This is a genomic window from Collinsella sp. AM17-1 (assembly GCF_003470665.1).
Classification (GTDB): domain Bacteria; phylum Actinomycetota; class Coriobacteriia; order Coriobacteriales; family Coriobacteriaceae; genus Collinsella.
Window position 1 is genome coordinate 20,232 of sequence record NZ_QRJZ01000015.1, and the last position, 22,579, is coordinate 42,810.

Annotated in this window: 18 protein-coding genes; 12 read left to right on the forward strand and 6 right to left on the reverse strand. The window is 58.0% G+C overall.

Translation table 11 applies throughout. The annotated features are described in order from the left end of the window. Positions 1–358 precede the first annotated feature (358 nt). Both DW195_RS07470 and DW195_RS07475 read left to right on the forward strand, forming a co-directional pair. Positions 359–1,345, forward strand: coding sequence for a LacI family DNA-binding transcriptional regulator (locus tag DW195_RS07470; RefSeq protein WP_118206363.1), 987 nt, complete (start codon positions 359–361; stop codon positions 1,343–1,345). Positions 1,346–1,474: 129 nt separating this feature from the next. Further along, entirely contained in the window at positions 1,475–2,635 is a 1,161-nt protein-coding gene (locus tag DW195_RS07475; RefSeq protein WP_118206347.1) for an FprA family A-type flavoprotein, read from the forward strand. A 59-nt stretch (positions 2,636–2,694) separates the two neighbouring features. On the opposite strand, the gene DW195_RS07480 is transcribed toward DW195_RS07475, so the two are convergent. Next, on the reverse strand, positions 2,695–3,498 hold the full coding sequence (locus DW195_RS07480; RefSeq protein WP_118206348.1) for a DeoR/GlpR family DNA-binding transcription regulator: 804 nt from the start codon (positions 3,496–3,498) through the stop codon (positions 2,695–2,697). 335 nt (positions 3,499–3,833) lie between these two features. On the opposite strand from DW195_RS07480, the gene DW195_RS07485 reads away from it, so the two are divergent. Continuing rightward, a complete protein-coding gene (locus DW195_RS07485; RefSeq protein ID WP_022095149.1) occupies positions 3,834–4,691 on the forward strand; it encodes a class II fructose-bisphosphate aldolase in 858 nt (285 codons plus the stop codon). A gap of 429 nt (positions 4,692–5,120) precedes the next feature. Here DW195_RS07485 and DW195_RS07490 read toward each other — a convergent pair whose 3' ends face one another. From DW195_RS07490 to vsr, 3 genes are all read right to left on the reverse strand, one after another. Next, positions 5,121–5,744 carry an HAD family hydrolase gene (locus DW195_RS07490; RefSeq protein ID WP_117766491.1) on the reverse strand — a complete coding sequence of 208 codons (624 nt, stop codon included), beginning with the start codon at positions 5,742–5,744 and terminating at the stop codon, positions 5,121–5,123. A 56-nt stretch (positions 5,745–5,800) separates the two neighbouring features. Further along, positions 5,801–6,730 carry an AraC family transcriptional regulator gene (locus DW195_RS07495; protein WP_158567922.1) on the reverse strand — a complete coding sequence of 310 codons (930 nt, stop codon included), beginning with the start codon at positions 6,728–6,730 and terminating at the stop codon, positions 5,801–5,803. A gap of 498 nt (positions 6,731–7,228) precedes the next feature. Further along, a complete protein-coding gene (gene vsr, locus DW195_RS10600; RefSeq protein WP_233540839.1) occupies positions 7,229–8,218 on the reverse strand; it encodes a DNA mismatch endonuclease Vsr in 990 nt (329 codons plus the stop codon). Between the two features lie 157 nt (positions 8,219–8,375). Between vsr and DW195_RS07510 the strand changes: the two genes are divergently transcribed. Together DW195_RS07510 and DW195_RS07515 are read left to right on the forward strand one after the other, a co-directional pair. Then, positions 8,376–9,161: an ABC transporter ATP-binding protein gene (locus DW195_RS07510; RefSeq protein ID WP_006234847.1), complete on the forward strand. Its 786-nt coding sequence runs from the start codon at positions 8,376–8,378 to the stop codon at positions 9,159–9,161. After that, positions 9,151–11,388 (forward strand): FtsX-like permease family protein, encoded by a 2,238-nt coding sequence (locus DW195_RS07515; RefSeq protein ID WP_118206350.1) that lies wholly within the window; start codon positions 9,151–9,153, stop codon positions 11,386–11,388. The genes DW195_RS07510 and DW195_RS07515 overlap by 11 nt, the downstream gene beginning before the upstream one ends. 329 nt (positions 11,389–11,717) lie before the next feature. Here DW195_RS07515 and DW195_RS07520 read toward each other — a convergent pair whose 3' ends face one another. Next, complete coding sequence (locus DW195_RS07520) at positions 11,718–12,683, reverse strand: response regulator transcription factor (RefSeq protein WP_118206351.1); 966 nt, start codon at positions 12,681–12,683, stop codon at positions 11,718–11,720. Positions 12,684–13,013: 330 nt separating this feature from the next. Between DW195_RS07520 and ptcA the strand changes: the two genes are divergently transcribed. From ptcA to DW195_RS07545, 5 genes are all read left to right on the forward strand, one after another. Then, on the forward strand, positions 13,014–14,087 hold the full coding sequence (gene ptcA, locus DW195_RS07525; RefSeq protein WP_118206352.1) for a putrescine carbamoyltransferase: 1,074 nt from the start codon (positions 13,014–13,016) through the stop codon (positions 14,085–14,087). Between the two features lie 132 nt (positions 14,088–14,219). Beyond that, on the forward strand, positions 14,220–15,659 hold the full coding sequence (locus DW195_RS07530) for an APC family permease (RefSeq protein WP_118206353.1): 1,440 nt from the start codon (positions 14,220–14,222) through the stop codon (positions 15,657–15,659). A 286-nt stretch (positions 15,660–15,945) separates the two neighbouring features. After that, positions 15,946–17,151 (forward strand): agmatine deiminase family protein, encoded by a 1,206-nt coding sequence (locus tag DW195_RS07535; protein WP_117794095.1) that lies wholly within the window; start codon positions 15,946–15,948, stop codon positions 17,149–17,151. Positions 17,152–17,618: 467 nt separating this feature from the next. Beyond that, positions 17,619–17,801 (forward strand): hypothetical protein, encoded by a 183-nt coding sequence (locus tag DW195_RS10345; RefSeq protein ID WP_147327489.1) that lies wholly within the window; start codon positions 17,619–17,621, stop codon positions 17,799–17,801. Then, complete coding sequence (locus DW195_RS07545) at positions 17,791–19,200, forward strand: APC family permease (RefSeq protein WP_118206355.1); 1,410 nt, start codon at positions 17,791–17,793, stop codon at positions 19,198–19,200. The genes DW195_RS10345 and DW195_RS07545 overlap by 11 nt, the downstream gene beginning before the upstream one ends. A gap of 36 nt (positions 19,201–19,236) precedes the next feature. Here the strand turns inward: DW195_RS07545 and DW195_RS07550 are convergent, their stop codons facing one another. Beyond that, positions 19,237–19,428: a hypothetical protein gene (locus tag DW195_RS07550; protein WP_118206356.1), complete on the reverse strand. Its 192-nt coding sequence runs from the start codon at positions 19,426–19,428 to the stop codon at positions 19,237–19,239. A gap of 128 nt (positions 19,429–19,556) precedes the next feature. Between DW195_RS07550 and DW195_RS07555 the strand changes: the two genes are divergently transcribed. Continuing rightward, positions 19,557–20,549, forward strand: coding sequence for a helix-turn-helix transcriptional regulator (locus DW195_RS07555; protein ID WP_117736105.1), 993 nt, complete (start codon positions 19,557–19,559; stop codon positions 20,547–20,549). 315 nt (positions 20,550–20,864) lie between these two features. Further along, positions 20,865–22,493 carry an amidohydrolase gene (locus DW195_RS07560; protein ID WP_158550994.1) on the forward strand — a complete coding sequence of 543 codons (1,629 nt, stop codon included), beginning with the start codon at positions 20,865–20,867 and terminating at the stop codon, positions 22,491–22,493. Positions 22,494–22,579 lie beyond the last annotated feature (86 nt).

The window sequence follows — 22,579 nt, forward strand, 5'->3', positions numbered from 1 at the left end:
TGACGAGTTTTCCGTCGTAGTGAGTACGTTAACAATCTGAAGTGGCATAAACTCAGCATCTACGATGCCGCACGTTACGGGCTATGTTAACGTACTCATAACACAACACTTATCACTTTTTGAGAATCTGGTAATCGGTAGAAATCCAGCCGTGAACGGTATTGCCGTATGGACTTATAGAGCAGAAGAGTTGCGGATTGAAAAAGTAGAGTACGTTAACATGCGTCCGACGATAGCGGGCTTCGGCGCGGGGCGTATTTCTGCCCGGGCTGGCATGCACGCTATTAAATCTCGCAAGGGTGAAGGTGATCCTGTGGCAAGGCGCCCGTCCAACGATACAGGTACGCGTCCGGTCTCCATGGCCGACGTCGCCCGCGCTGCTGGCGTTTCGCAGCAGACGGTTTCGCGCGTCGCCAACGGCCTCCCTAACGTCAACGAGCAGACGCGCCAGCGCGTGCAGGCTGCTATGCAAGAGCTCGGCTTTCGTCCGAGTTATGCCGGTCGCTCGCTGCGCGACGGCCGTTACCATTCGGTCGGCCTGTGCGTCAACGATGTCACCAAGTTTGGCAACCTCTCAATGATCGACGGTATCGCCAGCGCTGCTCGCGAGCATAATTGCGCCATCACGCTGGTCGAGATGTCCAAGACCGAGGAGTTTTCGCTTGCCGAGGCCACTCGCCGCATGGCGGCGCTGCCGGTGGACGGCATCATTATCGGCATGAGCCGTATGGCGCCCGATTTTGAGACGTTTGATCCACTGCCGGGCATTGGCACGGTCATCGTTACCATGTATGCGCATCCGCGCGTGACCACAGTCGATTCCGACCATTACGGCTGCTCGCTGTTGCTTATGGACCATCTGTTTGAGCTGGGGCACGAGCAGATTCGCTATATTGGCGGCCCGTCGTTCTCGGTCGACGAGCAATTTCGTCGCGCCGGTTGGCAGGATGCGCTCGAGCGTAAACACATCGAGCCGGCAGAGCCGCTCGAGGGCGACTGGTCTGCTAACAGCGGTTACGAGGCCGGCAGGTACCTGGCCGAGCATGACCGCGCCATGACGGCGATTTACGCGGCAAACGACCAGATGGCAAACGGCGCTATTGCAGCGCTGCGCGATAGCGGCCTGCGCGTGCCCGAGGACGTGAGCGTGGTGGGCGTCGACGATTCGCTCGATGATTTTGTCGCACACAACGAGCTCACGACCGTGCGATTCGATCTACATCAGCGCGGACGCGAGGTATTCGAGCATGCGGTTCCCGAGGCGGGTGCGGCGGACAAAACCGTTGCCATTCGTATTCCCGGACAACTCATCATTCGACATAGCACGGCGATACCGCGCGCATAGTTTGTGCTGATAAACGGCGATTTATCGCATTTCAATAACAATCGGTAAGGATGCCGGCAGATAGCTGTTGGGATGTAGCCGAGTGCTATGATAGACGGGCTCTTTTGTCTATCTAGGAGGCTTTGCCTGATGGAGATCACCAAGGATATCCGCTACGTTGGCGTCGACGATCACGACATTGACCTGTTCGAGGGCCAGTACGATGTGTCCGAGAACGGTATGGCATACAACAGCTACGTTATCTTGGGCGAAAAGATCGCTGTCGCCGATTCAGTCGACGGCGGTTTTGTTGACGAGTGGCTCGGCAACATCGAGGCCGTGCTCGATGGCCGTACGCCCGACTACCTGGTCGTCCATCACATGGAGCCCGATCACTCCGCCGGCATTGCCGCCTTTATGGAGCGCTATCCCCAGGCCCAGATCGTGGCCAGCATGGGCGCCTTCCGTATGATGGTCAACTACTTTGGTACCGATTATCCCGAGCGTAAGATGGTCGTCAAAGAGGGCGACGTGCTCGACCTGGGTGGCCACAGCCTAACGTTTGTCGGCGCCCCCAACGTGCACTGGCCCGAGGTGCTCTTCTCCTATGAGGCTACCGACAAGGTACTCTTTAGTGCCGACGGCTTTGGCAAGTTTGGCGCCAACGACATCGAGGACCCGGAAGGTTGGGCTTGCGAAGCGCGCCGCTACTACTTTGGCATCGTCGGTAAGTTCGGCAAATTCGTGCAGACCGTGCTTAAGAAGGCCGCCGACCTGGACATCCAGATCATCTGCCCGCTTCATGGCCCCGTGCTGACCGAGAACCTGGGCTACTACCTCGACACCTACAACACCTGGTCGAGCTATCAGCCCGAGGACGAGGGCATCACCATTGCCTACGCGAGCGTCTACGGCCATCTGAAGGCTGCCGTTGAGGAGCTTGCATCTGCGCTCGAGGCCCGTGGCCAGAAGGTTTCCGTCTTTGACCTGGCTCGCGACGACATGGCCGAGGCCGTTGAGGATGCGTTCCGCTATGACCGTCTGGTACTCGCTTCCATCACCTATCAGGGCGAGATCTTCCCGTTCATGAGCACCTTTATCCATACGCTTGCCGAGCATGCCTACCAGAACCGTACCGTGGCGCTTGTCGAGGCCGGTTCCTGGGCGCCCGCAGCTGCCAAGATTATGACCAAGGAGCTCGAGGGTATGAAGGACATCACCCTGACGCAGAACAAGGTGACCGTGCTGGGCTCGCTCAACGACGCCTCGCGCGCTCAGATCGAGGTTCTCGCCGACGAGCTGTCCAAGTAGCGACACATTCACTTCTGATGCTCAACCACCACAAAGGAGACCTTTGTGGTGGTTTTTGTTTAAGCGCCGGCGATGAGGAGATTTGGGCGGGCGTTGTCGACGATCTCGGCGATTGAGGTGGCGACGGCATTATCGGGGTCACGGTCCATCACGATGGAGTCGACATCGGCAAGCTCGGCAAAGCGGTACATGCCGCGTCCGTTAACCTTGCTGGCGTCCATGAGGGCGACGCTTTGATGGGCCGCGGCGATCATAGCCGTTTTGGTCTCGGCCATCTGGGGAAAGTCGGTCGTAAAGCCGCAGCTGGGGACAAAGGCGCCGGGGCACATGACGGCCAGATCGGCATGGACCATTTGGAGCGCCTGCATAGTGAGCGGTCCGTACAAATAACGATGGCCTTTGCGCAGCGCCCCGCCCAGCATGACGACATCGACTGAGGGCATGCTCTCGTCGATGTAATCGGCAATGGTAATGTCGGCCGTGATGACGGTGATACCGTCGCGCTGATCGAGGAGCCGGACGAACTCGAGCGCCGTGGTGCCCGAGTCGACGAGCAGCGTGTCGCCGTCATTGACGAGCTCGATGGCGCTTTGCGCGATGGCCTGCTTGGCGGCGACGTTGACATTGATGCGGCGATCCTGCGTGGAGACGGTCAGACGTTTGTGGAGCGACACAGCGCCACCATGCGTGCGGCGCAGCTTGCCGGACTCGGCGAGCGCGTCTAGGTCGGCGCGGGCGGTAACGGAGGACACGCCAAAAGTCTGGGCGATTTCTGCCACTTGCACTGAGGCGTTATGTTCGAGCATTTCCATAATGGCGGCGCGACGCTCATCGGCGAAAGCTCGGGTTGTTGCATGGGCCATATCCGCTCCATCATCGTCTGAAATTTGCAGGAATTGTGTTGAGTCTATTTTCGTTCATTTTCTTTTTAAGTAAGAAAACGCCTTTCGATTACTTACTTTTTCTATAAAAGAAAGATGATCAAAGCTCAAAACTCAATTTCGAACACGCACGCTCGGGTTCGACCCCTTCCGTTTGCTTTTCAAAAATGAAGGTTGGACCTCGCGCGATGACAATATCTCGCACATGCATACCCGCTGAATTTCATACAATGAGCGCAGCAAAACGCAAGGTAAAACACCTTGTGAACAACTACGCCCGATGTCCAGATGCGGGCGAGGGAGAGGAGCAAACGCTCATGGCACTTGTTACCACCGAAAAGATGCTCAAGGACGCTCAGGCCGGCCACTACGCCGTCGGCGCTTTCAACGTCGAGAACCTCGAGTTTGTTATGGCCGTTCTGGCCGCCGCCGAGGAGACCAAGTCCCCCGTCATCATGCAGACCACCCCGGGCACCATCAAGACCGCTGGCCTGGATTACTTCTACGGCATGGTCAAGGCTGCCGCCGAGCGCGCTTCCGTGCCCGTCGCTCTGCACCTCGATCACGGCGATGGCTATGACCGCTGCATGCAAGCTTTCCGCACGGGCTACACTTCCGTCATGATCGACGGCTCGCACGAGTCCTTCGAGGATAACATCGCCCTGACCAAGTCCGTCGCCGACGCTGGCCGCGCCATGGGTGTGCCCGTCGAGGCTGAGCTTGGTAAGGTTGGCGGCAAGGAGGACGACGGTCCCGCGGTTGAGGGCGAGAGCCCCTACACCGATCCTGCCGAGGCCAAGGAGTTCGTTGAGCGCACCGGCTGCACCTCGCTGGCCATTGGCGTTGGCACCAGCCACGGCGTGTACACGAGCGATCCTCACATCGAGCAGTCCGTGGTCAAGGCCATCCGCGACGCCGTCGACGTGCCGCTGGTTCTGCACGGCACTTCCGGTGTGCCCGATGAGCAGGTCGCCGAGGCCGTGAAGAACGGCATCTGCAAGGTTAACTACGCCACCGAGCTGCGTCAGGCCTACACCAAGGGCTTCATGGCCTACATGGCCGAGAACCCCGCCTGCTTCGATCCCAAGAAGCCGGCCAAGGAGGGCATGCGCGAGATTACCGAGCTGGTTAAGATCCGCATGACCAACCTCAACTCTGTGGGCAAGGCAGAGTAACAGCAAGGGTACTCCGACTCAAAATAGATCCCGGGGAGGGATGAGGGCTTAGTTCCCCAATCGTCCTCGGGCATGCAAAAAGCCTCGCTGCGCACTTCGTGCGGCGAGGCTTTTTGCCCCCTGCGGAAAGATTGGGGAACTAAGCCCTCATCCCTCCCAAGCTGACCTACTCGAGGTCGTCGCCCTTGTGGCGTTAGGGCGGAAAATAATAAGAAGCCTTCGCGCTGCGGAATGATTTTGGAAACTAAGTACGGGACCCGCCAAACCGTTCTGCTCAATCGCCCTTGTGGCGTTAGTGTCGGAAAAATAAGACGTTGCTTTTTGCCCCCTGCGGAAAGATTGGGGAACTAAGCCCTCGTCCCTCCCAGGTTGACCTACTCGAGGTCGTCGCCCTTGTGACGTTGGGGCTGAAAGGGTGGTGCGCGGGGGTTACTTGGTTGTTAGGGTTAGCAGGTCGTTGGGGGTTTTGAGGTTGTAGGTGGCGTTTGGGATATCTTGGTGTGATCCCCATGCTGCTCGGGCAAAACTGACCCCTGCTGAAGTTGCGCATTGTTCGTCGTAGACGGTGTCGCCAACGTAGACGACGTTGCCAGGATTCGCGCCCGTACGCCGGAGATATTCGAGCATGGGTGCGGGCGAAGGCTTGTGCTCGGTTGTGTCTTCGACAAGGATGATGTGTTCAAAAAACTTATCGAAGCCAAGGGGTGCAATTTCGTCTGTGTATTCGTCGCGTGCACGTGAGGAGACGATGCCAAGTTTGCAGCCGCTATCGGCGAGTGTTGCGATGACTTCAAGCAAACCTGGAAACACGCTGATGGTGCTTTTAAAGCTGGCGGCAACTTGGCACCAGCGATCCAACGTTGCCTGCGAGTAGATTCCAAGTTTCTCAAGGGCATCCTTGCCGGGTATGCCGAGGGCAAATTCAAGCTCGTGTCGGGGGAGCGTTTTGCCGGTCTCTTCTTGGACAATCTGGACAAGCGATGATAGAACGCTTTCTTCTGTATCTGCCAATGTCCCATCAATGTCAAATACGATATGGTCAAAGTGCTTCATATGATTGCTCCTCTCTGTTGTTTGCCTGCAAGTTTGATGCAGTGACAGAAGAAGGGCTAGCGGGATTTCTGCCTGGTACTATCGAGATTCTGCCTCGTTGCTCGATAGCTCGAAGGAGTGCATCCCATTTGTTCTTTAAATACCTGGCCAAGATGGCTTGCTGTCGCAAAGCCGCATTGGCGCGCGACTGTCTGAACCGTTCGCGTGGTGTGTGCCAAAAGTTCGCAAGCACGGTTTACGCGGTATGCGCGCAGATATGCCGCCGGGGTCGTTCCTGCGCAAGCTTCGATAATGCGGTAACACTCTCTTTCGCTTACGCCGGCTGCAGATGCCATCTGGGGCACATCTATAGCGGCTGCATAGTTTGCGCGGATATAGTCCAGGATTGCCTTGAACTGTACGTCGCGGTTGGTCATCCAAGAGGCGTTGTCGGAGGAAAAGAGCGGTTCGGCCTTGGCGTAAATCTGAATCCAGAGCTCTGACAAGCTATTCCGAAGCGCCATCTCGTTCTGCGGCCGTTGAAGGTCGTGGTTAAAGGAACTCTTTAGCAAATCGATAAAGGGCATATCGTCGGGGTTGGTGGGCGACCATTTGAGCACATCGACGCCTCGACATTGAAGCAATGGGTTGATGTAGCGCTTTTGAAGGCGTCCCGCGGGATCGCCGAGCATCGACGGCTGAAAGATATGCAACATTTGAATGGCTGGTGCCGAATTGGGTGATTGCAGCGTGCTGTGCAAAACGCCGCCGTTGATAAAGCCGGCGGACCCTTCCTCAAAGCGTACGTGCTCATGAGCCGCGCGCGTTCGATAGTCAATCGCTCCCTGTTCCATGTAGAAAAGCTCAACTTCGGAATGCCAGTGCCAGGGGACGGAATTGCCCGGATAGCGAGCGAATTCTGCGCGTTCGGCAATATAGGGCCAGTCTTCGGCGGTCTCGGGAAACGCTTCCTCGCGTCCTCCGCGGTGCAATTCTATGTGATCCATGTTTCGCATGGCATCAGTATAAAGCGCGATGGGCTTAGATTGCTCTTGCCTGTTCGGGGAACGCCTTGTTTAGGGATGTTTGGAGCTTTTCGAACGATGCTCGCAGGTTGTGGCTCTGGTTGGTTGAGCGTTTGGCTTTTGTGGTGGGGGAGTCGAGGAGGCCGTCTCTCTGTGTCGGGGGGAAGGAGAAAAGGTCTGCATGTTTTAGGGATGGCTGCCGTGCTACGGCATTGGAAGAATGCATGCTTATGCGGCCTCCTCGATGTCCACCAAAAGGTTGCGCACGGGGTGTGCTGCTAGGTCCCGTGCGTTGGCAGTATTATGCCGTGGCTGCTGCAAAGAAGCGCTAAAGAAAGGCTTAATGAGGTTTGACGTTGCGATGAAACCGCAGGTAAAAGCTATCGAGTAACACTCTTGAAAGGTTTTGGGCTTAAGGGTTTTCTAAGGTTTGTGGCGCGGATGTGGCTTGCCTGTGTGGGGCGTGTGGACGGCTCGTTCCTAGCGCTGCGGTGCGGCGGCGCGTACTTGTTCGATGACCTTTTCCATCGTGGCGTCGATGCGGTCCTTTTTGAGTTCGCATTCCCAGATGGTTATGGGCGTCCAGCCCATTTGAGTGAGTGCTGCCACGGCAGCGCGGTCGCGCTCGACGTTGCGACGGAACTTTGCCTCCCAAAACTCAACGTTGCGCTTGGGCTGGCTAGGGTGGCACTTGGGGCAGCGGTGCCAAAAGCAGCCGTTGACGAAGATGGCGATCTTGCGCCCGGGAAAGGCGATGTCGGGCTTGCCGGGTACCTTCCATTCCAAGCGATAACCCGTAAGACCCGCCGCGCGCAGGCGCTGGCGAACGAGCAGCTCGGGCTTGGTGTTGGCGCGCTTGTTGCCCTTCATGGACTTTTTGATTGCGGCGCGACGGCGCACGAGCTCACGTTCGTCGGCGGAAAGGTCCGAGGTATCGATGCCGTCCAGCAGGCCGGGCTTGGGGCGCTTTTTGCTGCGGCGCTTATGTTTGCGCTTGGGCTTGGTGGCGGGCTTGTCGGTCGCGGTGGCCTCGGCGTCGTTGGCAGTGCTGTTGGCCTCAAGCCGATCTTCCTTCAGCTCAATCAGGGCATCAATGAGCCCCTTGTCAGCGGGCATCCATTCCACCGTGGCAAGTGAGGTGCGTGGAATCCAGCGGATATCGAGCTGGCGGTCGCGCTTCTGGGGCTCATCGGATTCATCGGCCAGCGAGCAGTAGTAGCACTCCATGGAGAGATGAAAATCGGGGTAGTCGTACTCAACGGTGTAAAAATCGCGCAGGTTGGTGACTTTTACCTGCAGCTCTTCCATAAGCTCGCGTCGCACGGCGTCTTCGGGCGTCTCGCCGCGCATGAGCTTGCCACCGGGGAACTCCCAAAGTCCCTGCATGTCGCCATAGCCGCGCTGCACGGCAAGCAGCTCGTCAGATCCTTCCTTGCGAATGATCCCAGCGGCAACATGAACGGTCTTCAACAGGAGTCCTCTCTCAACATCAACACGTGGCAGGGTAGCCAAATGAGATACCCGTACCTTACACAACGGTAAGGCAAGCGTAAGCCATATCGATGGTAGCCGACTCGGCTTCTTGCGACTATAGATGCCGTAGACTAATCGCAAGAAAGGACTCGGTATGCAAACCACGCACATGGCGACCCCGGTACTGGAGGTCGCGCATCTCGAAAAGGTATATGGAGCGCTGGGCAACGTGACCCGCGCGCTCAACGATGTCAGCTTTACCGTCAACCGCGGCGAATTCGTTGGCATCATGGGCGCCTCGGGCTCGGGCAAGTCGACGTTGCTCAACTGCGTGTCGACCATCGATAGCGCCACGAGCGGCACCATTCGCATCAACGGGCAGGACGTTACGCGCATGAAGCAGGCCAAGCTCTCGCAGTTTCGACGCGAGGAGCTGGGTTTTATCTTCCAGGACTCCAACCTGCTCGATACGCTCACGGCACGCGAGAACATCGCCCTGCCGCTCACCATCGCCCGCACAAACTCGGCAGAGATCTCGACCCGCGTGCAGGATGTGGCAGCGCGCCTGTCCATCAGTCAGGTGCTCGACAAGTATCCCTACCAGATGTCCGGCGGTCAGCAGCAGCGCGTTGCCGCGGCTCGCGCGCTCGTCACCGACCCCACCATGATCATGGCCGACGAGCCCACCGGCGCCCTCGATTCCAAGAGCGCTCGCCTGCTGCTCGAGAGCCTGGAGGCCCTCAACCGCCGCCTACGCGCCACCGTGCTCATGGTCACGCACGACAGCTTTGCCGCCAGCTACACGAGTCGCGTGCTGTTCATTCGCGACGGCAAGATCTTCACCGAGCTGCGCCGCGGCGACACCGACCGCCGAGAGTTCTTCGACCGCATTATGGAGGTCGTTGCCATGATGGGCGGTGAGGGCTCCGATGCTCTGTAAACTCGCCTGGGGTAACGTCCGCCGCGCCGGCCGCGATTACCTCGTCTACTTGCTGACGCTCACCCTGGGCGTCACGGTCTTCTATGCCTTTAATACCGTCTCGATGCAGGTCGACATTGCCGGCATCAAGGAGCAGGGACTGTCCGAGCTCATGGGTAGCATGCTCGGCTACCTCACGTACTTTTTGGCCGGCGTCATGGCCTTTTTGATGGTGTATGCCAACAACTTCATTATGAAACGCCGCAAGAAGGAGTTTGGCCTGTACCAGGTGCTCGGCATGGGGCGCGGTCGCGTTGCCACGATCATGGCGCTCGAGACCGTGATCGTTTCGGTCGGCGCCTTTGTCGCCGGCATTGTGCTGGGCGTGGGGCTCTCCCAGCTCATGACATTCTTTACGGCCTCGCTCTTTAAGACACAGATCGCTAATTTCCACTTCTTTTTCTCGGTGCATGCGTTCAACCTGACCCTTGCCTGCATGCTCGTGATGTTTGTGCTCACGCTGCTGCTGAACCTTCGCGCCGTGCGTCGCACCAAACTCATCGAGCTTATGGGTGCCGAGCGTCGCAACGAGAGCATCAAGACGCGCAATCCCTGGATCGCGATTGCCATCTTTGCTGTGGGCGTGGTGCTGGTGGGCGTGGCCTATTACCGTCTGCTACGTGATGGGTTCCCGCTAACCGAGACGGGCGACAAGCTGCACGGGGCCATGAGCCAGTTTGGCATTACGACCGCTATGGTTACGGTAGGCACCTTTGCCCTGTTCTGGGGACTCTCGGGCATGCTCATCAAGCTGCTGCAGAGCTTGCGCGGCGTGTATTGGCGCGGCCTCAACATGTTTACCGTGCGCCAGCTTTCGGCCAAGGTCAATACGGTGTGCTTTTCGATGGGCGTCATCGCGATGATTCTGTTCCTCGCCATCACTTCGGTGACGTGCGGTATGTCGATCGCCAACGTGATGAACGAAAACCTGGAGCGCTATAACCCTGTTGACGTGTCTCAGACGTATGTCTATTACACGCCCGATAGGCTCGACTACTACAAGGAGTATGTCAATCCGTCCGAGGCCGATCGCATGGTGCTGGCCGATGCAACGGTCGATTTGTACGCTGCATGGCACGGCGATCGTATCGATCCCGATAACGTTACAGAAAGTAGTAAGGGCAAGTCGGCGGACAACAACGACGAGACCGGAAAGAAGGTCAATATCGCCGATGTTGCCGGTGAGCATGTGCAGATCGACTCGTATCTGAGCTACCCGCTTGGCGGCTCCAATCCTTCGGTAGCTGCAGGCGAGATGTGCAAGGCCATGGGCGAAAAGCTCCCCAAGGTGCTCGAGGGTAGCAATGCCGATGATATGGGCCTGTTTGTGACGCCGGCGAGCCAGTACAACAAGCTGCGCCAGATGATGGGCGAGGAGCCGGTGAGCATTGGCCGCGACCAGTACGTGCTTACGTGTGATATTGGCGGTGAGCTGGGCGACCTGTACACCAAATACATGGCCGGCGGCCATACGCTCACCTTGGGTGGGCATGAGCTCAAGCCCGCAACCGATAAGTCGGACAAGGACACGGCGGCCATCGCCAACTCGGCGATGGGCAGTAATCCGGGTACCGTCGTCGTTGCCGACGAGCTGTTGTCCCAACTTAATCTGCAGCCGTATGCCAGTAGCCTGCTCGTTAACTACAAACAGGGGATGGATGTGACCAAGGCAGACGAGAGCATTAAATACACCTTGCTCGACAATCTGCTCGTTGACGGCAAGGAGCCGGGGTCGTGGGGAGTCTTCATCACGCGTTCCGAGATGTACACGCAAGCAGCGCAGATGAACGGCATGATTAGCTATCTGGCCATCTACATTGGCTTTGTATTGGTCGTTGCATGCGCGGCGATTCTATCGATCCAGCAGCTCTCCAACGTGGCCGACGGCAGCCGCAGCTATCGCGTGCTGGCGCAGATCGGCTGTGACGACCGTCAGATCCGGCATTCGGTGATGGCGCAGCAAGCGGTATTCTTCCTATTCCCGCTGGCAGTGGGCCTGGCGCACTCCTTTGTGGCACTTAAGGTGATCATCGAGATGGTGAGCATATTCGGAGATATGAGCATCGGCGGCACCGTGGGCCTCACCTGTGCAATCTTCCTGGCAGCCTACGGTGGCTACTTCCTGGTGACCTACCTCATGAGCGCCGGAATGGTACAAGCTGCCATCGCCACCCGCTACAGCGAGTAACAAACGGGCAAAATCGTCGCAAAATCAGAGGCGTATGACCGCCGCGAAGGGACCAGGGGCCCTTTCGCGGCGGTTTTTGCCAACCTGGTGCGTCTCAGATACAAGTGAGTAGACTTATTTGGATATACCGAGCACACCGCGACAAGTGCCCAATAAAACCGCAGGTCAGAGCTGTGTCGATTTGGGGCGTGCTCGGCCTTCTGCAAAAAGCCTACTCACTTGGTTTTCGCTGTTAGAAGGCCGTCGCGAGGGAAAGCAGTTCCCTCGCGACGGCCTTCACGTTTGCCCAGATAAAACCTGCCAAAATAAACCTGTCCCTATTTGGTAGGTTATCGCTTCCAAAAATGCAGGATGAGTGTCGTGCGGTTTTGCTGCTCGGTTTTGACCAGGATGTTGTGGATGTGGGTCTTGACGGTGCCCACGGCAAGGAATAGCTCGTCGGCGATCTCTTGGTTCGATTTGCCCAGCACAACCAGGCGCATGACTTCGGTCTCGCGGTTGGAGAGCTTGTAGGCGTTGCGGTAGAAGGGCATCTGCTCTTCGATGTGTCGATCAAGATCGCTGACGTTCTTTTCCTCGGGTGCCTCCTGCATGCGAATCGAAAGCACGTGATAGGCGTAGATGATCAGCAGAATCGCAAAGTAGCATGCAAAGATGTTCTCGCTAAAGTTGCGCTCGGATAAGTATAGCTGCAGCCAGGAGGGTGCCAGGCTCATGGGAACAACAAGGATGTTGTAGAAATCCTCGGCAACGATGCACCCGACCAGAATGGCGCCGATAATGAGGTGCTTTCGTTGATTGTTGACGCGCGCCTTAAGCTCGACCTGTGTGCTTTTATGCGCCGTCCAAAAGATATAGAGCCCCACAAATACAAGGAATGCCTGACGCATCGTGTAGTAGAGCCATTGATGCATGGGGCCGTAGGGGACAGCGACAATGATCAGCAGCTCGCTCAGGAAGAACGTTGCGACGGGAATAACAAACTGCTTTTTAGAATGCTTATCGAGCAGGTCCATGGCAATCAGCCAAATAAAAGCCTGTGAAGCGGTCGCCACAAGGGTCCGCATTACAGGCATGGTAATTGAGTAATAGTCACTGGCCGGAAAACTCTGGTTTTGCAACGTGTATTCAAAAAAGAAGATCTCGGTCATCTCGATGGCATAGCAAATAAAAACGCCGCTGCCATAGATAAAGAATCGGCGACGGGACGAGGCATAGGCGGCAAGCGAAAGCACTGCCGTCACAATACAGATCACGAGTATCGCTAGGGTATAGAAGAACATCAGAGTGTTCATCTGTCACCGTCCCATCTCATTTAATCTATGGCAAAGCCCTGTATGCTTTGTGGGGTATAGACGTCTCAACCCTTCGTTTCATTGCGGATTAGGCGCCGAGATACAGCATAGCCGTATACCGTTCGCGGTTCTAGATAGTAAACCCCCTGCAAGCCCGCTACCTGCGGGTTTATATTGGTTTAGAGGAGGTGTAACTCCGTGAACGGTCTTTAATCCCGAATAAACTAGGTAAAAATTGCATACGGGTGAATGATGGTCTTGTCAACACGAGGCGTGATGTACGAGCGCCTCATAGTAATAGTCGGCAAGACCGGCAGAAAGGAAATCGACATGGCACTGCCTAAGGATTTCATCGACACCAACGACTTCACCAAAGAGCAGATTCTGGCTATCGAGGATCTTGGCCTGGCAATGAAGAAGGCCATCAAGGTTGACGGTTATTATCCGCACCTGCTCCGCAACAAGAGCCTTGGCATGATCTTCCAGCAGGTCTCCACCCGCACCCGTCTTTCCTTCGAGACCGCTATGACCGACCTCGGCGGCCATGCTCAGTTCTATGGCCCTGGCACCATCCAGCTCGGCGGTCACGAGTCCCTGGGCGACACCGCTCGCGTTATGGGCTCGTTGCTCGACATCATGATGGCTCGCGTTGACCGTCACAAGGACGTCGTCGGCCTCGCCGAGGGCTCCGCTGTTCCCGTCATCAATGGCATGTCCGAGTTCAACCATCCCACGCAGGAGATGGGCGACCTCATGACCATGCTCGAGAACCTCCCCGAGGGCAAGAAGATCGAGGACTGCACCCTGGCCTTCATCGGCGACGCCACCCAGGTCTGCGTCTCCCTCATGTTCATCGCCTCCAAGGTCGGCATGAAGTTTGTCCAGTTTGGACCTAAGGGCCACCAGATCCCCGACGGCGGCCTGCACGTTGGCACCGTTGAGGAGCGCGCCGAGTTCGGCAAGCAGATGATGGCCATCGCCGAGGAGAACTGCAAGGTCTCCGGCGGCTCCGTCGTCATCTCCGATGACATCGAGTGCATCAAGGGCGCCGACTTCATCTACACCGACGTGTGGTATGGCCTGTACGACGAGGAGGTCTCGGGCGAGAACTACATGGACGTGTTCTACCCCAAGTATCAGGTCACCATGGACATGATGAACTTCGCCGGCCCCAGCTCCAAGTTCATGCACTGCCTGCCGGCCACCCGCAATGAGGAAGTCGTCGACGAGGTCATGGACGATCCCGAGCGCTCCCTGTGCTGGGTCGAGGCCGAGAACCGCAAGCACTCCATCCGTGCTCTCCTTGCCGCCCTGGGCAAGCGCACTCCGCTCAACGACGAGGGTGTCGAGTACTCCGCCAAGGCTGAGCTCCACGCCGCTCTCGAGGCTCTCGAGCAGCTCTAAGCCTTAAGCCTGCTAAACGCACGTTTGCGGGCGGCGGATGCTCGTCTCCTGTCGCCCGCTCACCGAGGCTCAAGCAATTGCCTTAGTACCTTGGGCCTCGGATCTGTCCAAGACTGAGCGAAGGAGCTCATCATGAGCGACGGAAAGAAAAAGCTTTCCTTCTTGACGGTCATTTCGACCATCATCTGCGTCGTCTTCGTTTGCGAGGCCGCCGCTCCTGCTGCTGCCATTGGCAACCAGCAGTTCTTCTGGTGGATCTTCCTGATCCTGACCTTCCTGCTTCCCTACGGCATGGTTGTCGCCGAGCTCGGTACCACCTATGACGGCGAGGGCGGCATTTACGACTGGGTACGCGATGGCCTGGGCGACAAGTGGGGCGCCCGCATTTCGTACTACTACTGGGTCAACTACCCGCTGTGGATCGCCTCGCTGGCTACCATGTTCCCCGACATCCTGGGCATGGTCTTTGGCGTCGAGTTCAACCTAATCGCCAAGATGGGTATCGAACTTGCCTTTGTGTGGATCGTCTACCTTATGGGGCGCTCCAAGGCGGCCGACTCCGAGTGGGTCCTTAACGGAGGCGCTATCATCAAGGTCGCCGTTGCCGTTATCGTCGGCGCTCTGGGCATTTGGTATGCCATGGAGAACGGTTTTGCGAACGACATGTCCGCTGCCACCTTCCTGCCCGAACTCACCAACACCAACGCTCTTGGCTATCTGTCGATCATCATCTTTAACTTCATGGGCTTCGAGGTCATCTGCACCATGACCGATGACATGGCCGATCCCGCTCGCGATATTCCCAAGGCTATCATTGTCGGTGGCGTGGCTATTGCCGTCATCTACCTGTTCGCTGGCTTCGGCATCGGCGCCGCTGTGCCGGCCGACTCCATCGACCCCGACTACGGCATGATCGTCGCAGTCCAGACCATGGTGGGCGACTCCATGATCTTCAAGGTCATCTGCATCGCCTTCCTGATCACCCTGTTCGCTAACATGGCTGCTTGGTCCTTCGGCGTCAACTCCGTCGCTCGCTACGCTGCCGAGCACGGCAACATGCCCAAGGTCTTCGCCTCGATGATCTCCGAGGACGACATGCCCAACGGCGCCAACCTGGTCAACGCCGTCGTTGCCTCCCTGGTGCTGTGCCTGCAGCTCGTTCCCATCGACGCCATCTCCAACGGTGTCTTCTGGATGCTCTTCGGCACCTCCGTCGTCTTCCTGCTGCTCACCTACATCCCGATGTTCCCGGCGTTCCTCAACCTTCGTAAGAACGACCCGAACCGTGAACGCATCTTCACGTTCCCGTTTAAGGGCGCCATGATGAAGGTCATGCTGGCCATCCCCTGCATCGAGCTGATCCTGGCCATCGTTGCAACGCTGGTGCCGCTCTCTGCCGCTGAAATTGGCGACAAGCTCCCGATGATCGTTATCTTCATCGTGCTTATGCTCATCGGCGAGGTTGTCCGCGTCGTCAGCGCTAAGGGCCGCGAGACCGAGTACAAGGGCCTCACTCCCGAGCTGGCAGCTCAGCGTCTCGCTGAGGAGGCCGCCGAGGCCGAGGAGAACTAGAGCACCCGGATTCGGGGCTCCAACCCTCCTCATCTGCTAACCATTCCTTGGGGCGGGTGCGAGCGATAGCTCCGGTAACCACCGCCCGCCCCAACCTCTCTCTTTCGTATCCTTCGTGCGTATGTCTCCGCGCACTTGGCTACGTCGTCGCTCGCCGGTGCGACTCCGTGAAAACTGGCATCGGGCGCCCCGACCTTTGCCGGGGGACGGGCGCCCACTATCTCTTGGTTTTAGGCCGCGGGTAACCCGCCCGCGGCAAGCGATCGTTCGATTTGGAGGAAATCTTATGCGTACGATCACCGAGTCCGAGTCCACCCCCAGGGCCGACGGCTTCTTTATGCCTGCTGAGTTTGCCCCGCAGGATCGCGTGTGGATGGGCTGGCCCCACCGCACCGACACCTGGGCCCACGGCGCCAAGCCGGCTCAGAAGCAGTATGCCGCCATCGCCCGCGCCATCGCCGAGTTCACCCCGGTCACCATGTGCGCCAACCAGGCCGACTACGCCAACTGCAAGGCCGTCTTCGAGAATGACGAAAACGTCACCGTTATCGAGATGACCACCGACGACGCTTGGTTCCGCGACACCGCCGCCACCTACGTCATCAACGGCAAGGGCGAGAAGCGCGCCAACCACTGGCACTTCAACGCCTACGGCGGTCTCGTCGACGGCCTTTATTTCCCGTGGGACAAGGACGAGCAGATCGCCCTTAAGATGGCCGAGCTCTCCGGCTGCCGTCGCTATCGTCCCGACGACATGATCCTCGAGGGCGGCTCCATCACCGTCGACGGCGAGGGCACCCTTGTCGTGACCGACCAGTGCCTGCTTTCCCCGGGCCGCACCTGCTCTGCGGTTCTGGAGGAGGAAGAGGATCCCGAGTCCATCTGGCCCAAGTACCACAAGAAGTTTGAGCCCTGGAGCGAGGAGCTTCGCGCCTACATGGACGAGCACCTCAAGGATTACCTGGGTGTCGAGAAGGTCATCTGGGTCAAGGAGGGCATCGACCCCGAGGAGACCAACGGCCACATCGATGACGTCGCCACGTTCATCGCCCCGGGCGTCATGGCCTGCATCTGGACCGACGATCCCGAGTATCCGTTCTACGAGCAGTGCCACGCTGCCTACGAGACCCTCTCCAACGCCGTTGACGCCAAGGGCCGCAAGATGAAGGTCTACAAGCTCTGCATGCCCGTGAACCCGCTGTTCATGGACCAGGCTTCCTGCGACACCATCGACGCCGACGAGAACGCCGAGCCGCGCGTTCCCGACGAGCCGCTGATCGCCTCCTACATGAACTACTTGGTCACCAACCACGGCGTTATCGTCCCGCAGTACGGCGACGAGAACGACCAGCTGGCCGTTGACACGCTCCAGAAGATCTATGACGAGGTCTGGGGCGAGGGCGTCTACAAGTGCGTCGGCGTTCAGTCCGAGCAGGTCGTCTTCGGCGGCGGCAATATCCACTGCATTACGCAGCAGGAGCCCTCGGCGTAACTCAGGCACGCCACCTTGGCGTTCACTCGTCGCTTACGTAGCGTCAGTACGCTACGCTCCTCGTTCGCGCCAATCTGGCGCACCTGAGCACGCCGAGTAAACGTCTGGCTTTCCGAGGCACCCCATCTCGCCGCTCAAACCGTCGCTCGAGTACCAAAGTACGCTTCGCTCCTCTTTCGCGGCGACCTGGGGCACCTCGAAAACCCAGTCGATCAATCGGACAGGTGACGTGTCGTCCCATCTCGGGGCATTGATGGGCTGCTGCTTGATGTCTTGGTCGGTTGGGTTTTCTTTGGGCACTCCGTTGCCTCCACATCGGAGTGCCTTTTTTCTTTGATTGAATACGCGTCTGGCCTGGGATTTTTTGCGGGTTAGGCCAATTGTTCGCTTGAATTTCCCAGGTCAGACGCGTCTTCAATTGCCGAAAGTTCCCGGTCGCGAACGCGGCCGTTTTGATCGGAGTATCTATGTACCAGCGTATCGTCATCTACACGCGCCTGTTCCGCGAGCGTTGGTCCAACAATTGCATCCTCTCCTCTCTTTGGGATGGCACCTGTACCGGTGACGCGGCCTGCAACCCTACCTTGGGCTGCGCCTTCGGTACAGATGCCATCCTTTTTGCTGTAGGGGGAGCGTGTCGTGGCAGGTAAAAAGTTCTCCCTGTTCGAGGTCATCCTCTCGGTTATCTGCGTCGTGTTTACCATTGAGGCGGCGGCTCCGGCATCTGCCATGGGCAACGTGCAGTTCTTCTGGTGGATCTTCCTTATCATTACGTTTTTGCTTCCCTATGGCCTGGTGGTGGCCGAGCTGGGCACGGCGTTCGATTCCGAGGGCGGCCTGTACGACTGGGTACGTCTGGGCTTGGGTGACCGTTGGGGTGCCCGCTGTTCCTGGTGCTACTGGGTCAACTTTCCGCTGTGGGTGGCAAGTATCGCCTGCATGTTCCCCAGTGTCATTAATGCGGTGTGGGGTATCGAGTTTTCACTCGGGATCCGAATTGCCATCGAGATTGCCTTTGTGTGGGGCGTCACGGTCATGGCAATGCAGCCGGTGGCGGAGGCCGATTGGGTTATGGACGGCGGCGCCGTCATCAAGGTGCTCATTACCGCTGTGGTGGGAATCGTCGGCATTTGGTTTGCCTGCAATAACGGCTTTGCTAACGACATGTCGCTTAAGACCTTCATTCCAGATCTGGGCGACACCAATTCGTTGACGTACCTATCGATTATCCTGTTCAACTTTATGGGCTTCGAAGTGGTCGCGACCTTTGCCAGCACGATGAAGAACCCGTCGCGCGATATCCCCAAGGCGGTTATTGCCGGTGGCGTGGCCATTGCGGCGATCTACATTATTTGCGGTATCGGCATTGGAGCCGCGGTTCCCACCGAGCAGCTTTCACTCGATTCGGGCATTGTGGACGCGGTCGCCGCCATGGTGGGGCGCGCTCACCCGCTGACGATGGTCGTGGGCGTGGCCTTTTTGGTGACGCTGTTCGCCAACATGATCTGCTGGAGCTTTGGCGTCAACAACGTGGCGAGCTATGCCGCGCGCCATGGCAACATGCCGCGCCCCTTTGCGTTGGTGTCCAAAAAGACCGGCATGCCCAATGGCTCGGCAATCATTAACGGTTGTTTTGCCAGCCTGGTACTACTGCTTCAGATTCCGCTGGGCGAGGGCTCCGACGTATTTTGGGTCTTCTTTTCGATGAACGTCGTCTTTCTGCTCATGAGTTATATCCCGATGTTCCCAGCGTTTTGGCGCCTGCGCAAATATGACGATCGCCCGCGCGTATTCCGCGCGCCCTTCGAGGGTAAGGTGCTTGCGGTGGCACTTGCGATTCCCGTGGTGGAGCTTGTGCTTTCGATTGTCGCTACGATTGTGCCGCTCAACGGCTCGCCCGCCGAAATGGCAAAGTTGCCCATTCTCATGGGTGTGGTGATCGCCGTGTTGCTGGGCGAGGTTTCGCGCCTCATATCGCGCCGCGGCCGCAGTGTCGATAATCCCGGCGTTGGTGCAAGGGGGTCAGGTTACTTTGCACCAAAACAGTAAGCGCCGCGAGTTACGCAGCGCTTGGTGCATCTTGGATTACTGTTCGCGGTGCTCGGGATCGGAAACGAGCTTAGGCGCAAAGTAGGGGACGTGGCCCAGATAGGGGCAGCTGTCCGAACGCTCTTCGACGACACAGGGGACGTCATTGTAGGTAAGTGAGTCGCACAGGTGGACGATGGCCTTGGCGGCAGGGGCAACGAGTATTTTGAGCGGTGCGATAGGCGCCATGGCATCTCCTTTCATCGGTGAGACACAGCTTGTTTATCTAAACGATACAGTACGTTTAATCGGTGAGTCTAATCTTGCGGCAAAGAATCTGTCAACATCCTCACGGCATCTAGACAGGGGAGGCGGGCATGAGTTTCGCGTTCTATATCTACACCACGATTATCATGGGTGTGGCTCTGGTGACCAGTGCCGTGGCATTGGTGGTTTGGCTCATGACGCGCCGTCGCGACAGCCTGGTGGCCGCGGCGGGCTTTTTGCTCTACATGCTCGATATGTCGGTCATTTTTTTTGACGAGTACAATCGGCTCAAATACGACTACGCTGTTACCTTTAGCGAGCCGTTGCAGCACCCCTTGCTGCGCTGCGTGCTCGGTATTGCCATCTATGCCTGCGTGGTACTGTGGATGTTTGCGCGCTTGCGCAAAAGGCCGACGTCGCGCATGCTCGGACTTGCTATCGTGCCGTTTTCAATCTTGCAATTGGTGCTGGTGCCTCGCAGCGGTGCTGCCGGAGAGATGCAGCAGTATCTCTTTTGGCTCACGCGTGACCTGGGCAATGTAGGATGTCTTGCCTATGCCGCCTGGCATTACCGGCACAGGGCCACGCGTGTTGAGAAACTCGACCTCGACCGCTCAAAGCTCTTTTGGAAGGTGGCACTCGTTCTTGCGTTTTGCGTAATCGCCGAGGACACCTACATGATTTTGCTCTGTCGCCCCGACTCTCAAAACCCCGTCATCAGCCTCTTTTTGTGGTATCTGTCCGAGCGCAATATCTCCGAAAACGTGCTGCTCATGGCATGCGCGGTCCAACTCTTTTGCCAGTTTAGCCATATCCTGCGCGTGTATGCCCGTCATCCGCGTGCCGATGAGGACGTGGCGGCCGAGAGCGCACGCTCTGGGGACGATCTAGCATCACGCGTTGTGATCTATGCCGATGCCCATAAGCTGTCGCGGCGCGAGCAGGAGGTGCTCACGCTGGTGCTGAAGGGCAACGACGCCCAAAACATCGCCAGCGAGTTGGTCATCAGCCCTGGCACTGTCAAGGCGCACTTGCATCGCATCTACGTTAAAAGCGGTGTCTCCAACCGAGATGACCTCATAGATGCCTTTTGGCGTTCCTAGTCCTATTCTTCCTTGCATGCGGGTCTTGCCGTGTGGGCGGGCACGCCGTTGGGCGTAATGACGCGGTAATAATCTCAGACAATAAACCTGCAGGTAAAGCGTGTAAACCTGCTTAAACTGACCGTTTGCGATCCCTGGCCTTGGCACGGATTTGCCCCTGTGTATCAATGGGTGTAGCGCGAAGCCGCGGACGTGGGACAGACGTCCGAGCACGGCTTGTAGGCACGCGCCGATGCGGGAGCGCTACGCTCCCAACCGAGTGCCCACGCGGGCGGTGCGTCCGCGTTGCAACCAAAGATGCCTGAGGAGGCTCACATGGACAAGGCTGATGTAGTTATCAAGAGCAACGCCGTCTTTACCGGCGATGGGCTCGAGCCGTTTAAGGGCGGCGTTGCCGTGCGCGGTGATAAGATTGTTGCCTGCGGTGACGATGCTCACCTGGCACCGTTTATCGGTCCCGATACCGAGGTGCGCGACTTTGGCGACCAGCTCGTCATGCCCGGCCTGATCGACTCGCACACGCATTTTGCCCAGGGCGCGTTTATGACCGACCCCGATTTTGCCGTCAACCTCATCGATTGCACCAGTTTTGAGATGGCGATGGAACGTGTCGTGGCGTTTGCGGCCGACCATCCCGATAACGAGTGGATTCTGGGCTGCCAGATTATCCAGTTCCAGTGGGATGTCCCCGAGATGCCCACAGCCGCGATGATCGATGAGTACATCTCGGACCGCCCGGTCTTTCTGCAGCAGGTTGACCTGCATACCTTTAGTGCCAATACCTGCGCCATCAACAAGGTGGGAGTAACTTCGCAGACGCCCGATCCCGCAGGCGGCAAGATCCTTAAGGATGCCGAGGGCAATCTGACGGGCGTGTTTTCCAACAACGCCGGCGTCTTCTTTATGGACGAGGTCTACGACCCAGCGCCCGAGGTTGTTGACGCGTCGTTTGCAAAAACCGCCCGGCGCGCCAATGCCCTGGGAATCACTACGGTCGGCATGGTCAATCCTACGTTTGTGAGCATGGAAAACCCGTATGCGGTGTTGGCAGGTCTTAATGCCAAGGGCGACTTGCCACTGCGCGTGTTCCTGTACACCGATCTGTTCGAAAACGAGTCCTTAACGCTCGAGCAGATCAAGGAGAAATACGCCTTCTCGGGTACGCAGGTCGAGTGGCACGGCTTTAAGCAGTTTCTTGATGGCGTGTGCTCCGATCACACCGCTTGGATGCTTGAACCCTATTCCAACGCGCCCGATACCTGCGGTGAGCCCGCGGAGGATCCAGAGCGCATCCGTGCCGCCATTGTCAGGGCGCAGGAATGGGGCGTTGACACGCGCGTCCATACGATCGGCGATCGCTCGGTGCGTTTTGTGCTTGATTGCTTTGAGGAGGGCGAGCGCTTGCATGGTAAGCGGGGTTGCCGCCACTCCATGGAGCACAACGAGACGGTTCAGCCCGAGGATCTGCCGCGCTATGCCGAGCTGGGTATATGCCCTGGTATGCAGCCGTGGCACATGCTGCTCGATATGGCTGACCTTGCCAAGGACGATGCCGTGGGCCCCGAGCGTGCTGCGCTTTCGTGGCCCCTGCATAGCCTGCTTGCCAGCGGAGCCGTGGTGCACCTGGGCAGTGACTTCCCCGTTGTGGGCTTGGAGCCCATGGAGGAGGTGTACGGCGCGGTCTTCCGCATGCTCGAGGACGGCTCCAACCCAGAAGGGTGGTTCCCGCAGGAGCGCATCACCATGGCCGAGGCCCTGCGCGCCTACACCTACGGCAGCGCCTACGCCATGCATGCCGAGGATCGCATCGGTACGCTCGCATGCGGCAAACAGGCTGATATCTGTGTGCTCGACCGTAACCTCTTTGACTGCGAACCGGCTGAGGTCCTCGAGGCCACGGCGTCTCTCACGATGATTGCCGGCAAGGTGGTCTACGAGGCCTAGCGGGGCTGCTGCATCGCTGGGCGGTGCCGCAGCCTGTGCGTGCCGCCCATCCATTCATGCATCCATTCATCAATCTCTCATGGAAA

Excerpts from the sequence above, each read along its gene's own strand:
- DW195_RS07495 (WP_158567922.1), bottom strand. The coding sequence starts at position 6,730 with ATGGATCACATAGAATTGCACCGCGGAGGACGCGAGGAAGCGTTTCCC.
- DW195_RS07485 (WP_022095149.1), top strand. The coding sequence starts at position 3,834 with ATGGCACTTGTTACCACCGAAAAGATGCTCAAGGACGCTCAGGCCGGC.
- DW195_RS07480 (WP_118206348.1), bottom strand. The coding sequence starts at position 3,498 with ATGGCCCATGCAACAACCCGAGCTTTCGCCGATGAGCGTCGCGCCGCC.
- DW195_RS07510 (WP_006234847.1), top strand. The coding sequence starts at position 8,376 with ATGCAAACCACGCACATGGCGACCCCGGTACTGGAGGTCGCGCATCTC.
- ptcA (WP_118206352.1), top strand. The coding sequence starts at position 13,014 with ATGGCACTGCCTAAGGATTTCATCGACACCAACGACTTCACCAAAGAG.
- DW195_RS07475 (WP_118206347.1), top strand. The coding sequence starts at position 1,475 with ATGGAGATCACCAAGGATATCCGCTACGTTGGCGTCGACGATCACGAC.
- DW195_RS07490 (WP_117766491.1), bottom strand. The coding sequence starts at position 5,744 with ATGAAGCACTTTGACCATATCGTATTTGACATTGATGGGACATTGGCA.
- DW195_RS07560 (WP_158550994.1), top strand. The coding sequence starts at position 20,865 with ATGGACAAGGCTGATGTAGTTATCAAGAGCAACGCCGTCTTTACCGGC.
- DW195_RS07520 (WP_118206351.1), bottom strand. The coding sequence starts at position 12,683 with ATGAACACTCTGATGTTCTTCTATACCCTAGCGATACTCGTGATCTGT.
- DW195_RS07515 (WP_118206350.1), top strand. The coding sequence starts at position 9,151 with ATGCTCTGTAAACTCGCCTGGGGTAACGTCCGCCGCGCCGGCCGCGAT.
- DW195_RS10345 (WP_147327489.1), top strand. The coding sequence starts at position 17,619 with ATGTACCAGCGTATCGTCATCTACACGCGCCTGTTCCGCGAGCGTTGG.
- DW195_RS07550 (WP_118206356.1), bottom strand. The coding sequence starts at position 19,428 with ATGGCGCCTATCGCACCGCTCAAAATACTCGTTGCCCCTGCCGCCAAG.
- DW195_RS07555 (WP_117736105.1), top strand. The coding sequence starts at position 19,557 with ATGAGTTTCGCGTTCTATATCTACACCACGATTATCATGGGTGTGGCT.
- DW195_RS07530 (WP_118206353.1), top strand. The coding sequence starts at position 14,220 with ATGAGCGACGGAAAGAAAAAGCTTTCCTTCTTGACGGTCATTTCGACC.
- DW195_RS07535 (WP_117794095.1), top strand. The coding sequence starts at position 15,946 with ATGCGTACGATCACCGAGTCCGAGTCCACCCCCAGGGCCGACGGCTTC.
- DW195_RS07470 (WP_118206363.1), top strand. The coding sequence starts at position 359 with ATGGCCGACGTCGCCCGCGCTGCTGGCGTTTCGCAGCAGACGGTTTCG.